The organism is Gluconobacter potus (assembly GCF_015244705.1).
GTDB classification, from domain to species: domain Bacteria; phylum Pseudomonadota; class Alphaproteobacteria; order Acetobacterales; family Acetobacteraceae; genus Gluconobacter; species Gluconobacter potus.
The window spans coordinates 616,301-630,227 of the sequence record NZ_JABCQF010000001.1 but is presented as its reverse complement, the minus strand read 5'-3'; the positions used below and the strand labels follow the sequence as shown (position 1 = coordinate 630,227).

10 protein-coding genes are annotated in these 13,927 nt (G+C 59.9%); 5 read left to right on the top strand and 5 right to left on the bottom strand.

The features are described 5' to 3' along the window. From HKD31_RS02690 to HKD31_RS02680, 3 genes are read left to right on the top strand one after another with little or no spacing between them, the layout of a single operon-like run. Complete coding sequence (locus HKD31_RS02690; RefSeq protein ID WP_194263693.1) at nt 1–1,659, top strand: GMC family oxidoreductase; 1,659 nt, start codon at nt 1–3, stop codon at nt 1,657–1,659. Further along, entirely contained in the window at nt 1,656–3,086 is a 1,431-nt protein-coding gene (locus HKD31_RS02685) for a cytochrome c (RefSeq protein ID WP_194263694.1), read from the top strand. The genes HKD31_RS02690 and HKD31_RS02685 overlap by 4 nt, the downstream gene beginning before the upstream one ends. Before the next feature lie 43 nt (nt 3,087–3,129). Beyond that, complete coding sequence (locus HKD31_RS02680) at nt 3,130–4,275, top strand: beta-propeller fold lactonase family protein (protein WP_194263695.1); 1,146 nt, start codon at nt 3,130–3,132, stop codon at nt 4,273–4,275. A 399-nt stretch (nt 4,276–4,674) separates the two neighbouring features. On the opposite strand, the gene HKD31_RS02675 is transcribed toward HKD31_RS02680, so the two are convergent. Next, a complete protein-coding gene (locus HKD31_RS02675) occupies nt 4,675–6,075 on the bottom strand; it encodes an FAD-binding oxidoreductase (protein WP_194263696.1) in 1,401 nt (466 codons plus the stop codon). 349 nt (nt 6,076–6,424) lie between these two features. On the opposite strand from HKD31_RS02675, the gene HKD31_RS02670 reads away from it, so the two are divergent. Together HKD31_RS02670 and HKD31_RS02665 are read left to right on the top strand one after the other, a co-directional pair. Further along, nucleotides 6,425–8,818 carry a TonB-dependent receptor gene (locus HKD31_RS02670; RefSeq protein WP_194263697.1) on the top strand — a complete coding sequence of 798 codons (2,394 nt, stop codon included), beginning with the start codon at nt 6,425–6,427 and terminating at the stop codon, nt 8,816–8,818. Next, nucleotides 8,818–10,065 carry an MFS transporter gene (locus HKD31_RS02665; RefSeq protein ID WP_194263698.1) on the top strand — a complete coding sequence of 416 codons (1,248 nt, stop codon included), beginning with the start codon at nt 8,818–8,820 and terminating at the stop codon, nt 10,063–10,065. Before HKD31_RS02670 ends, HKD31_RS02665 begins: the two co-directional genes overlap by 1 nt. Here the strand turns inward: HKD31_RS02665 and HKD31_RS02660 are convergent. Genes HKD31_RS02660 through HKD31_RS02645 form a run of 4 tightly spaced genes read right to left on the bottom strand, consistent with a single transcriptional unit; the run spans nt 10,055 to nt 13,908 of the window. Beyond that, nucleotides 10,055–10,708 carry an aspartate/glutamate racemase family protein gene (locus tag HKD31_RS02660; protein WP_194263699.1) on the bottom strand — a complete coding sequence of 218 codons (654 nt, stop codon included), beginning with the start codon at nt 10,706–10,708 and terminating at the stop codon, nt 10,055–10,057. The two genes, HKD31_RS02665 and HKD31_RS02660, sit on opposite strands and share 11 nt — an antisense overlap. Then, on the bottom strand, nt 10,698–11,570 hold the full coding sequence (locus HKD31_RS02655) for a transporter substrate-binding domain-containing protein (RefSeq protein ID WP_194263700.1): 873 nt from the start codon (nt 11,568–11,570) through the stop codon (nt 10,698–10,700). Before HKD31_RS02655 ends, HKD31_RS02660 begins: the two co-directional genes overlap by 11 nt. Continuing rightward, complete coding sequence (locus HKD31_RS02650) at nt 11,570–13,027, bottom strand: amidohydrolase family protein (protein ID WP_194263701.1); 1,458 nt, start codon at nt 13,025–13,027, stop codon at nt 11,570–11,572. Before HKD31_RS02650 ends, HKD31_RS02655 begins: the two co-directional genes overlap by 1 nt. Then, entirely contained in the window at nt 13,024–13,908 is an 885-nt protein-coding gene (locus tag HKD31_RS02645; RefSeq protein ID WP_194263702.1) for a polysaccharide deacetylase family protein, read from the bottom strand. The genes HKD31_RS02650 and HKD31_RS02645 overlap by 4 nt, the downstream gene beginning before the upstream one ends. Nucleotides 13,909–13,927: the final 19 nt, after the last annotated feature.

Sequence of the window (13,927 nt, the reverse complement as noted above, 5' to 3'; positions counted from 1 at the left end):
ATGGCCAAACCGGACTTTTCATCCTCTGGAGATGTATCGGCGGATGTCGTTGTCGTCGGCTCCGGAGTGGTGGGCGGCATGGTGGCAAACGAACTTGCTGCTGCTGGCCATTCCGTATTGATTCTGGAGGCAGGACTGCGCCTCAAACGCGCAGAATATGTGGAAAACTGGCGCAACATGTCGTTCCACAACCGGCTCCATTCGGATTTTCAGGGCCTTTATCCCCAGTCCCCGCTGGCTCAGGCTCCCTTATATTTTCCGCCCAATGACTATGTAGGCCTGTCGGGCCCCAATGGCTCGGCGTTCAAGCAGGGCTATCTTCGGACTGTCGGCGGAACGACATGGCACTGGGCCGCTTCCTGCTGGCGCCATCTTCCTTCCGACTTCGAGATGAAAACGCGTTATGGCGTCGGCCGCGACTGGGCCATCTCCTACAATGATCTGGAGCCATTTTATTGCCGCGCTGAAGAGGAAATGGGAGTTTCAGGCCCGCACGACAAATCTCTCCAGTCCCCTCCGGAACGGAGCCGCCCCTACCCCCGGGACATGATCCCGTTCGGGTATGGAGACCGTCGGGTCGCTGAAATCGTCAATCCCCACGGTTTTCATCTCGTTCCCATTCCACAGGGACGGAGTATCGAGCCTTACGGTGAGCGCCCCGCCTGCTGTGGCAATAACAACTGCCAGCCCATCTGCCCCATCGGGGCCATGTACAATGGCATTCAGCACATCGAAAAAGCTGAGTCCAAAGGCGCTGTCACCATCGCCGAAGCGGTCGTCTATCGTATTGATACCGATGAAAACAACCGCGTGACGGCCGTGCACTGGTATGACGCGCACCGGCAGTCCCACAAGGCGACAGGCAAGACATTCGTGCTCGCCTGTAATGGTATCGAAACCCCGCGTCTGCTGCTGCTGGCGGCGAATGAACGCAACCCGAACGGCATCGCCAACTCCTCGGATCAGGTGGGCCGCAACATGATGGACCACTCGGGCGTCCATGCATCCTTTCTGGCCAACGAGCCTCTCTGGTTCGGACGCGGACCAGCGCAGAGCAGCTGCATCGTCGGTCCCCGGGACGGAGATTTCCGGCGGGAATACTCAGCCAACAAGATGATCCTCAACAATATCAGCCGCGTCGCTCCTGCGACGGAACAGGCCCTCAAACTGGGTCTGGTTGGCAAAGAGCTTGATGACGAAATCCGCCGCCGTGCAGCATGCGGTGTTGACCTCTCCATCAGCCTTGAACCGCTTCCTGATCCGGAAAATCGCCTGACGCTGAGCAAAACCCGCAAGGATCCTCTGGGGCTGGCCTGCCCCGACATCCATTACGATGTCGGCGACTATGTCCGCAAAGGACTGGATGCAGTCAACACGCAGGTCAAGCAGATTGCCGGCCTGCTGGGCGGGACTGAACTCCGCATCACGACGGACTATAACGCCAACAATCATATCATGGGCGGTACGATCATGGGGCGGGACCCCAAGGACTCGGTCGTAGACGGAGACTGCCGGGCCCATGACCACCCCAATCTGTGGATTCCCGGCGGCGGCGCGATGCCGTCTGCCAGCGTCGTCAACACCACGCTCAGCATGGCAGCGCTCGGTCTGAAAGCTGCCGATTCCATCAAGGCCGCTTTCGCACGGGGGCAGGCATGAAACAGAAACGACAGAAAAGCCTGGGTCTTCCCGGCTATTTCGCCCTTTCCGCTGCAATCGGACTTGGAACCGGCACATTTGCGCGTGCGCAGGACACTGATCCCAACACGGCTGTCGCCGAACGCGGACATTATCTTGCCATCGCCGCTGACTGCGCGGCCTGCCACACGGCGCCCGGCTCCAGCAAAGCGTTTGCCGGCGGGTATGGCATCGCGTCTCCACTTGGATCGATCTATTCGACCAACATCACGCCTTCAAAAGAATACGGTATCGGGAACTACACCGAGAAAGAGTTCGCCCATGCCTTACGAGAAGGCATCCGACGCGACGGGGCTCATCTTTACCCCGCGATGCCTTACACCTCGTACACCAAGCTGACAGACGACGACATCCACGCCCTGTACGTCTATTTCATGACATCGGTGAAACCGGTCGAAAGCAGCCCGCAAAAAACCGAGCTGCCTTTCCCCTATAATATCCGGGCTTCCATGGCGATCTGGAATGCCCTTTTCCTGGATGATACCCGCTTCAAGCCCGATCCTTCCAAATCCGTGGAAGTCAATCGCGGGCATTATCTGTCCTACGCCCTGGCGCATTGTGACACCTGCCACACGCCCCGCAACGCCATGATGGCGGAGAAGGGCAGCAGCCCTCTGGCCGGTGCGTCGCTGTCCTCATGGTATGCGCCGAATGTGACTTCGGACCCTGTCAGCGGTATTGGCGGCTGGAGCAACGACGATCTTTTCCGCTACCTCAAAACCGGCGATGTTCCCGGAAAAGCTCAGGCAGGCGGCCCCATGGCAGAAGCCATCGAGCACAGCTTCCAGTATCTGAGTGATGCCGACATCCGTGCCATGGTTGCTTACATCAAGCAGGTTCCGGCCATTTCGGACAGCAAGGACAAAGCCCCCCGCGAAAGCTATGGGAAAATTTCCGATCGTGAATCCGTCTACCGTGCTCTGCCCGCCAGCCGGATCAGTCGCGGCGAATATCTCTTCTCGGGAGAGTGCGCGGCCTGCCACCGCCCAACCGGCCAGGGCAGCCCGGACGGGTACTACCCGCAGCTTTTCCATAATACGGCCCTGGGCGCCCCGATCGCCGATAACCTGATCACCACGATCCTCATGGGGGTCCGGCGGGAAGTCAACGGTCATACGACCTATATGCCTGGATTTGGGCCAGGTTCGTATGTGGACTCCCTGTCCGATCAGGACATTGCCGATATCAGCAATTACGTCGAGCAGCGCTTCGGCAATCCGAATGTCAAAGTCACACCTGACGATGTGAAGCTCATCCGTTCCGGTGGTCCCAAGCCGCTTATTGCACAGCTGGGCGCTTTCACAGTCCCCGCGATGATCGGAGCAGCCCTGATCCTCGCCGTCGCCATTCTTTTCTTCATCCGACTTTCCCGAAAGGCGAAGGCCTGAGGCTTTCCGCCCTTTCGTCTAACGTCTCCAGGAGACCCCAGAGATGCAAAGACTGTGCCTGCTTTCCTGTGCCGCACTGCTTGCGTTCGCTTCATCCACCCACGCCCAGACTGTGGTTTCGGCGAATGATGCACATTCCATTCTTCAAAACGGGGTACAGGTTCTGCCACACCCCCTGAAACCAGACTCCCTGTCGTTTCTTGCCAGAACACCCGATGGCGCCTGGAAAGTCCGGACGAGCATCAACGTGCCTACCAGCGTCATCGGGCCACCTACAGCCATTACCTTCAGTCCCGATGGCAAAATCCTCGTCGTCTCTGCTGCTTCGAAGCCTGATCCTGAAGCCGGGAAAATCGTTCCGGACGATGAGATCACCGTCATCGATATTTCCGGGGCAGAACCGAAAATCATACAGCGCGTAGCATCTGCTCCCGGCGCAACCACCCTGCGCTTCACGCCAGACGGACATCACCTTCTCGTCGCCAATGGCAAATCCGGCGTTCTGACCTGGTTCAGGTTTGACGGACACAACCTGAGCAACCGGCGTGTGATTTCCCTGCCCGTCTCCGGCTTTCCGGGTGGTCTCGCCATCCTTCCCGACGGGAAGCGCGCCCTTGTGAGCCTGTGGCAGGCGGACAAGGTCTATACCCTCCATATCAACGGCGAACAGATTACCGTCGATCCTCACCCTCTGAACATCAAACCCGGGCCCTGGAATATCCAGTTGAGCAAGGACGGGCATTACGCCGTCATGGGAATGCTGGGCCATGGTGAAGGGTTGCCTGGTGCTCTTTCGGTTCTGGATCTGAGCGCCGAACCAATCCGGGAAATCCAGCGCACTCCCGTCCCCAACGCGCCGGAAGGGCTCGATATTTCTCCAGATGGCCAGTATGTCGCCGTCGTCTCCCAGAACGGCTCCGCACTTTCCCCTACCTCTCCACTCTATCATGACCGGGGCATCGTCACGGTTTTCTCATTCAGTGACGGTCATCTGACACCACTGGCACAGGCTCCCGGTACACTCTGGCCGCAGGGACTGACCTTCTCTCCAGATGGTCATGACATTCTGGTCCAGGGTGTCATGGACCGTAGTCTGCTGACCCTGACATGGGACGGAACGCAACTCCGCAAGGCTGGCGAAACCCCGCTTCCGGGAGGGGGTGCCGACCTCGAAAAAACCCTACGGTAACAGGAACCAGAGACATTTTTCTGGTTGGGTGTTCCTTTTTGCTGCTCTTGGCGCGGAGCAGAGAGGCCTGTCCTCCCTAACTTTCAGGGCCAGCTCAGAGCCCCTTGATTGTATGGGTAAACCACACACCCGTAAAAGACTGGTGGAAAGGCAGGCAGCGCCATTTTCAGAGCTTCGGACATGGTCCAGTGGCGATTTCGTCCATGTTCCCAAGGACGTGATCCGAAGCAATATAGGACACGCAAACTGCCCAACGGCCAGCCATAAATAAAAAAACGATCGGCCATATTACCCAAGATTACTATCTCGTCTGCATGAAGCTCCTTATTTACACTGACGCGATGTCAATCTCGTGCAAACACACAAAGTTCCCTTTCAAGCTGATCCTCACACTGATGACTAACTCCCACCAGGCAATGTCTTGCCGGGATTCAGAACACCCTTTGGGTCAAAAGCAGCCTTGATTGCCCGCATCATATCAAGTGCAAAAGCGTTTTTATGCCGTGCCATGGAGGGCAGCTTGCAAAGACCAATTCCGTGCTCTGCCGAGAAGGTCCCGTCCATTTCCACTGCGAGCCCATCGATGGCCGCGCGCAAGGCCGCTTCGACTGCCGGATCATTTTTTGAAGGCCACACCGTATAATGGATGTTGCCATCACCAAAATGCGCGACGGCAATGTCAGTAAATCCGGGATCGATCACAGCCATTCTTTCCGGAATACGGTCTAGATATTCAGCAATACGGTCCAGCGGTACGGCAATATCGGTGTCGATGACCGGATGCCTTTGAAAAGCAAGTTCTGCGGCAGCCTCGCGAAGGGCCCACATCTCCTGACGCTGCATGTCGCTCTGGGCGATTACGGCATCCGCAACGGCTCCCCGCTCCATGGCGTCACCCAGCACTGTTTCCAGAAGCTCCCCCAACTCCTCGTTCCGCACGGTCGCAAGCTCCACGAGCAGAACCGCAGGATAGGAAGTCTCGAAGAACCGACGCACCGTCGGCACGAGTTTCTCATACCCGGCAACATAACTGCGGGACATGAATTCATAGGCCGTAACAGCATTGCCCGATGCATCCTGAAAGGCATTCAGCAGCACCGGCGCTTCCCTCAGATCCTCTAGCGCCACCAGCGCTGTTGCGTGAAAAACCGGTCGGGGATGCAGTTTCAGTACGGCTGCGGTGATGATCCCGAGCTGTCCTTCGGCACCGATGATAAGGTCACGCAGATCGAAGCCAGAATTGTCCTTCTTCAGGGCCGTCATCAGGTCGAGGACGCGCCCGTCCGGCAGTACGACTTCAAGCCCCAGACAAAGGTCCCGCACATTGCCGTAACGCAGAACATTGGCGCCCCCCGCATTGGTAGAGAGAACACCACCGATCATTGCTGACCCCGCCGCACCGAACGTCAGCGGAAACGTCAGACCATACTGGGCGACGGCAGAGTCCAGCGCCGCCACAATGACACCGGCCTCGACCACAGCCACACGAGCATCGCTCCTGATCTCGCGGATCCGGTTCATCCGTTCGATGGACACCAGAATGGAATCTGCTCCATAAGCCCCGCCATTGAGACCCGTATTCCCGGCGATCGGAACGACAGGAACATGATACTGCCCGGCAAGACGCAGGATAGCGGCGACTTCCTCACAGGTTCCAGGACGGACAACGGCAAGCGGCATACCCTCGAACTGGCCTGTCCAGTCCCGTGACCAACGATCGGTTGCTACCCCCGTAAAGATCTGGTCTGACCCGACGATCGCCTGCAATCCAGCATGAATCGCCTGTGTACGGTCATCCATTTCCATCATCATTCCTGTCCTGGATTCACATTGGGCCGCATGCGATTACCGATCCTCAGGATATTCCTCAGATAATCGCCCGCTGCATCGAAGGCAGTACGGACGCTCCGGCTTCCTGCTGTCAAGCCCGTACCCATCCCGTATTCCCCGAGCGGCATCACTCCGGATCGTTTCGCTACGCAACTTTCCTTTGATCCTTCTTTCCAGACCGGCAAGGGGTATAAGCCGAATAAATACCAAGAGGTCCAATTCTGATTATCATGATGGATTTAGAGCGAGATTCTGCTGTTTGCATCCCTTATCGTTTCAGCATCACACCAAATTCCATGGCTGGAACGGAACTGCCGATATGCTGACGAAAAACGGTTATAAAATCCTTCTTCTGTCGGGCTGTGCGCTATACTTTCAGCCAACGCTGGCAGCATCCATCGTGACAAGCGGGAAACCCGCCCCTACACATCATGCTCCCCGCACCAGGGAAACCGCCCATCCGGCCCCCAAAGCCGTTCCCGCTCACAAGGACGAGTATATCTCGGTCCGCAAACAGGTTGTCGGCGCCAACGGCGTTACGAACACCACGCCGGGCGGCGGCCTGATGCCCGTGCAGAGCGCAGCGAAATCCGTCAGCGGCGTCTCGCGGGATTACATTGCCAAACAGTCGCCGACAGCCAATGCCGTTACCCTCCTTGCGATGAGCCCCGGCGTCGTTGTCGCAGCCAATGATCCCCTTGGCCTCAGCGACCGCATGAACGTCTCCATCCGCGGCCTGAACCAGACCGAGCTGGGAACGACTTATGAAGGCATGCCCGCCGGCGACCGCCTCTATTACACGCCGTTCGCAACCGAATGGTCGGACACGGAAAACATCAGCCATCTCGAGGTGTCACAGGGCTCGCCTGATATCGATGCCCCGGTCTATAATTCAGTCGGTGGCCAGATCCGGGCCTCTGCGCGACAGCCTTCCCACAAGGCGGGTGGGTACATTGACCTGAGCGGTGGCAACAAATCCCTCAACCGGCAGTTCGTCCGGCTCGACAGTGGCGAGATCGGACATACCGGTATTCGGAACTACACGTCTTTTTCCCACACGGAAGTGAACAACTGGCGCGGCTCCGGCAATACGAAGCGCTACCATGTCGACAGCCATTTCCTGAAGGAATGGGGACATAACAGCATTGCGCCGTTCTTCTCCTGGAACTGGATGCGTACGGACGTCTACACAAACCCCACCCTCAGCCAGTGGAATCAGTACGGAATTTCCTACAACTATGCAGGAAAATACTCCTACGGCACGTCCAATTATTACAAACTGCGCTTCAACCAGCGGCAGAACGTCATCGCTGCCATTCCAACGCAGTTTGAACTCATGCCGGAACTGACATTCAAGATCACGCCTTACATCATGTACACGCGTGGCTTCATTAACAGCGGTGCGAATGTCAATGGACAGTCAATGTTCGTTGGAGACCAGTCCATCGGAACGGTGCAGCTTCCGTACAGCGTCAACAATGTTGCGACCGTGGAAAACGTCGATGCCTATACCCAGGCAGCGGGCGGACAGAACGCGACCCTGACATGGAAGCACAAGTTCAACACGCTTCAGGTCGGTTACTGGTACGATTATTTCGACCACAACGAAAACACCTCGTACACACCGGTCGAACCGAACGGCAACGTGATGAACGAGTATGGCGGCAATCCGATCAAGACCGCTTCAGGAGCGGTCATCGGGACCTATAACGGTCATCTCATCCAGCAGACAAACGCCCTTTTCATCAACGATACGATGAAATTCCTCGACGATCGCCTGGTGCTGAACGCCGGCTTCAAGGAAGTCATGGTTTCCCGCCATGCCACCAGCGCAATGCCCGGCCCGACTTATGCCATCAACAAGAATGACGCCGAGCCCCTGCCACAGCTTTCAGCCAGCTATCGCATCACGCCTCATGACCAGGTCTATTTCAGTGCTTCGACCGCCTTCAAGGAACCGGCCGCGCTGAGCGCCTATGTCGACATCTACAGTGCCACAACGGGAAAGAAGACCAGCAGCCATTCGAGCAACCTCAAGCCGGAATACTCGATCTCCGAAGAAATCGGATATCGTCATTACGGCGTGGTCAACTTCTCGGCGGCGGCGTTCAATTACAATCTGACTAACCGCCAGATTTCCAGCATCGTGTATGTCAATAACAGCCCACAGTCCTTCTCGGTGAATGGCGGCGGCCAGACCATCCGCGGCGTGCAGGCGGAACTCAGCCTTCCTGCATGGCATCACTTTTCCCCGTATATTGCGGGTCAGTATCTCCACTCCGAAATGGGCAATAACATTCAGGTCGGCAACGATTACCTGCCCACCAAGGGGAAAGCCGCTGTCCTTGCTCCGAAATTCACCGGATCAATCGGCCTGAGCTACGATGACACCCATTTCTTCGGAAACTTCACCTTCAATTACGTGGACTCTCAGTACAGTACCTTCATGGATGACCAGAGCATTCCGGCGTTCAAGACGGCAAACCTGTCCGCCGGCTACCGCTTCAAGAAAGTCGGCCCGGCCCAGCATCCGCAGATCCAGCTCAACCTGATGAATATCGGCGACGAGCACTACCTGTCCGGCGTCAACGGTATCGCCACGAATGCCCGCGCAACGAAGGGTATTTTCGGAACGTCCATTGCCGCCGGGACACCAACCTATTACGTCGGCGGCGATTTTGCGGTTGCTTTCTCCCTGAGCTCCGATTTCTAATGGCGATGCAGATTTCAGATGCCCTCTCTCCTGCCCGGCAAGACCTGAAGGCGGGGAGGCACTGGAGCAATCCCTGGCTCATTCTCGGACTGGTTCTTCTGCCGGCGATATTCCTGATGGCCATCGACAAACAGGCGATGGTTGTCATGGCGCCCCTCATCCAGAACAGCCTCGGCTGCAGTCTGGGCCAGATCACCAATATCATTTCCGCTTATTCCTTCACCTACGCGCTCTGCCAGCTTCCGGCTGGCTGGGTCTGCCGCAGGCTGGGAGCGGCCCGGACCTATGCGCTGGCCTGCCTGTTCTGGTCCCTAGCCCTGCTGTCCACAGCATTTGCCAGCACAATCGCAGAGCTGATCCTGTGTCGCGCGCTCCTCGGCATCGGACAGGCTCCTGACTGGACCGCCGCGCTCATCACCCTGAAGCAACGTTTCAGGCCTATCCATCGCTCTTCCGTCATCGCGATCCTGCTGGCAGCCCTGTCTCTTGGAGCCGTTATCGGTGCGCCGCTTTCAGTCTTTCTCATGACATCACTGTCATGGCGTCTGTGTTTTGCGATCTATGGAACAGTCGGGATCCTGCTCTTCGGCATTCTTTTGTCCTATAGCCGGAGCGTGGCAGAGCCTTCCGCGCCGCAGAACGGAACAGCCCTGACAGAACCATTCGCCCTGTCACGCCTGTACACTATCGGGAGCGCCTATTTCTGCCTGATGGGAGTCGAAGGGTTTTTCCTGGCGCTGTTTCCCCTGTATCTGCGAAACACATTCCACCTGAATATGAGCCATGTCGGCTGGTACGTCTCCGCATCCTATTTCGTCATCCTGCTTTCAAAACTTTTCGGAGGCTTTGCCTCAGACATGCTGCTCCGCGTGGGCCTGTCGCAATGGCACGCCCGTGTTCCACTCGGGATCGCAGGATTGGGCGGAGGCACCGCCTTTCTGGCCGTGGCGTTGCTGACGTCGAGCAGCGCAGCCATGCTTCCCCTCGCCCTTATTGCCGCAGCGTTTCTGGGGCTGGGTCAGGTCTCGATCTGGTCCTGCGTGCAGGAGTTTGGCGGGGCATCTACGGCGAGGGTATCGTCGTGGACACAGTTTCTGGGGAATCTGTCCATTGCGGTGGTGCCGCTGGCCATGTCGTGGAGTGTGACGTTTCTGGGGAACTGGTGGCTGGCGGACGGGATTCTGGTGTTTCTGGGGGTGGCGGGGATTGTGGCGCTGGCCTGTGTGCGAGGGCCCGTCAGGGCCTGAGGGTGAGGTCTCCGATCAGGAGGGCGACGGCGGCGCGGGTGGGTTCGATGACGGGGCGCTGGCAGATGTCTTCGAGATGGGGCTGGAAATGTGCCATGCCCGCGCAGCCCATGAGGATTGTGTCCGCGCCCTGATCGACGAGGCGTTTTGCCGCATCGACCATTCTGTCGAGCAGCGCATGGTCCGTTGCTCCGGCGGCGGTGGTGCCGATGCCGAGGCTGCCAGCATAGCGCTCGCCCACGCCCATCCCGCGCACCAGACGGCGCTGACGGAAGACCGATTTTTCGGACAGGGCGATGATGCCGAAGCGGTCTCCGCGGGTCAGGGCGTGCAGGATGGCGCTTTCCCCGATCCCGCGGACCGAGGCGCCCGGCGTGTTTTCGCGCGCGCCTGCGACGCCCGGATCGCTGAAACAGGCGACGGCATAGGCTTCCGCCGGGTTGGTGCGGATGGCGTGCTGGACCAGGGGGGCGACTTCGTCCGCATCGCTCTGCAAGGCGACGCCGGGCGGAGCGTCGGGCAGGTCCATCACGTCGATCCGGAAGGGGGTGCGGGCACGCATTGCGGCAAGTGCGGTATCGATCGCGCGGGTTACCTGAGACGAGGAATTGGGATTGATGACGAGAATACGGTCAGAAAACATGGCGGGAGCAATCCTCGGGAACGGGCGGTGCTGGAAGGGCGGCGCTTTCGGGCAGGTGCCATTTATGGATCAGGGAAAGATAGGTGCCGTCCTGCTGGAGGGCTGAAAAAGCCCCGGAGACACGGCAGATGAAGGTGCTGTCTCCTCTGGGAAGGCCGATGCCCAGCGGGGACAGATGGAAGGCCTCGTCCAGGGCCCGGAGCGTATGGCCGCTGGTTTCAACCGTCCAGGGGAGCGTCAGGCTGTCCTGCAAGGCGGCCACCACACGGCCTTCACGGAGCTGGAGGCGGGCATCCGCCGAATTTTCGGTTGCGAACAGGAGGACGGGCGGAAGATGTTTTGCCACGCAGTTGCGGTCACTCCAGGCCAGAAGCTCGGCAGGGACGGAGGTTACGCGGCTGGCGGCGACCATGCGGCCGCAGAGTTCCGGTAGGGTGGATGGCGCATGATCGTCCCCGGAGAGGGTGACGAACTGGAAGCCTGATTGGAGGTAATCGACGAAGGACACGCTCTGGCGCCGCAGGGGCGTGTCCACCATGCCGTTGAAAAACATCCTGATCCGCCCTGTCAGAAGGGAGGGAATGAGTTGCGCAAAGCCTGTCTCGACCATCCGTGGGGTCATGCCCATCCGCTGGCTCAGGGCCGTTGCGAGATCGACGTCGAAACCTTCGAGCACGCCCGTCATGGGGTCACGCATGTCGAGCGGCGGGTAGCTGGGATACAGGCCCAGCAGGAGATCCGGGGGGACCGGAGCCTCGGCCCTTGCGGAACCGAAACCGAGCAGCGCCATGACCGCGAAGGAGCGCGCCACGACCCGCCGGCCCGGCAGAGACATGCCGAACGGGAGTGTGGCGCGGCGCATCAGCGGCGGGTCGGAAAGGTGGCCGGGACGAGCGTTTCCACGGACCGGCCCAGCCGGTCGCGCTGGGCGACGGAGCCGACGATCCGCGCCTGTTCCTCGACCAGACGGGATGTTGCCCCTTCATAATCCATCGTCAGCACCCGTCCCTTCTCCACCACCTTGCGGCCCGCCACGTAGACGGAGTGAATGGCGCGGTCATCGGCCGAGAAAATGAGCGAGCGCACCGGGTCGATCGAGGGGCGCATCATCGGATGCGACAGGTCGACCAGAACCAGATCGGCCGGGCCGCCGGTTTTCAGGCGGCCGATATCGTCCCTTCCGAGCAGCGAGGCGCCGATGCAGGTGGCGGCATCGAACACGTCGCGCGTGGAGACGGCCTCGGGGGTCTGTTCCTGCACGCGGCCCAGATAGGCCGTCAGACGCAGATCGTCGAGGATGGTGTGCGGGTAGGTATCCGTCCCCAGTCCGATGCGGATTCCGGCGCGTTTGTAGCGTCCGAAGTCGCGCAGGACGTAGCCGCGCCGGGCGAAGACCGTGGCGCAGTGTGCGACCGCGGCGTCCCGGCTGACGAGGATGTCGAGGTCGCGTTTTGTGTGCCAAGGCGTGGACGGATGGTCGTCCAGAAAGATCGCATGTCCGATGATGCTGCGGCTGGAGAGCACGCCCAGACTGTCGAGCCACTGGACGGGCGTCATGCCGTGGCGGCGGGTGATTTCCTGGAACTCGACGATCGACTGTGCCGCATGGGTCTGCCACGGGAGATCCCGCTTTTCGGCGGCGGCGAACGAGGCTTTCAGGATTTCGGGCGAGCAGGTGTCGATCTGGGCGGGGACGATCATGCCGGACAGACGGCCCGATGCATCGGCCTGCGCCGCATCGACGGTTTCCAGCGCCTCGTCCATCGAGCGCTGGCCGCCGTCCTCGCTCCAAGTGTAGTCGACGGTATAGCCGTTCGTGGTTTTCCAGGCGGCAGAGCGGAACATTGACCCCAGACAGACCCGGAGCCCGCTTTCCGTCGCCGCATCGAGCCAGCCGGCCCACGGCGTGGAGAGGTCCACGATCGTGGTGACGCCCGAGAGCAACATTTCGCTGTAGGCGACCCGGGCGCAGTCCGGTTTGCTGGCGGCGTCGGCGCGGAAGACCGGCATGTATTCGTACAGGGACGAATAGAACAGGCCGGGCGAGCCGAGTTCGTCGAACATGCCGCGGCTCATGGGTTCCGTCGCCGGGTGGGAATGGACGTCCACCAGACCCGGCATGGCCATGAGGTCGCGCCCGTCGACATCCACGGGAAGCGCTGCATACGCATCCGGCAGTTCCGATGCCGGGCCGGCGAAGACGATTTTGCCGCCTTCGATCACGAGGTCGGTGTCGGGCGCATAGACATGCCCTGCGCTGCGGTCATCCCACAGGACGGCCTGTCGCAGGCCGGAAATGCGGATCGGACGGGCGCTCATGATGCGTTCGATCCGCCGGCTTCACACGCCTCGAAATGGCGGGCGATCTGCTCGCCCGTGGCGATCCAGACGTCACGGCATTCGATCGTGTAGGTCAGGAAGTGGCGCAGAAGGCGCAGGCGCATCGGGCGCCCGCTGACGAGCGGGTGCAGGACGGTGCCGACCATGGCTCCCCAGGCGCGGGTTTCGTCCAGCTCGTCCTTCCACATGGACAGGACATGTTCCTTCGGGAAGATCGAGCGCGCCCCAAAGCGGGTGCTGAGGCCGTGCATCCAGTCATCGAAACAGGAGGATGGCGGCAGCTCGACGACGCCCGCCGAAAGGTCCGGCAGGACCTGCCTGTAGGGGCGCACATCGTCGCGCCATGAGCTGGAATAGAGCATGCCTTCGCGCTTGAGCGCGGTGCGCAGTTCGTCACAGCTTTCGCCATAGGGCGCCCTGTAGCCCACCGGGCGGACGCCATGCTTGGCCAGCGCCTCGAAACCGCGTGCCAGTTCGTCTTCGATATGGGACGATCCGGGATCGGGCAGCAGGTGATGATAGCCGTGATGGCCGACTTCATGGCCGTCGCGCAGGACGCTTTCCACCATCGCGGGGTATGCATCCGCGGCCCAGCCGGTTGTGAAGAACGTGGCTTTCAGGTCCAGTTCGCGCAGCAGTTCGAGGACCTTGGGCAGTCCGACGCGGGCTTCATAGCCGCCATAGGACATCGAGACGAGCTTGTCCGCATGGGACGGGTCCTTGCTGGTGATGGCGCTTTCGGCGTCGATGTCGAAGGAGAGCATCATCGCGGCCCGCATGCCGTGGGGCCAGGGGAATTCCGGAGCCGGTCCTGCGAGATTCGAGGGGCGGATCGGAACGTCGTCGTAGCTGCGAATCATGGGGTATCTCCGCTTGGAA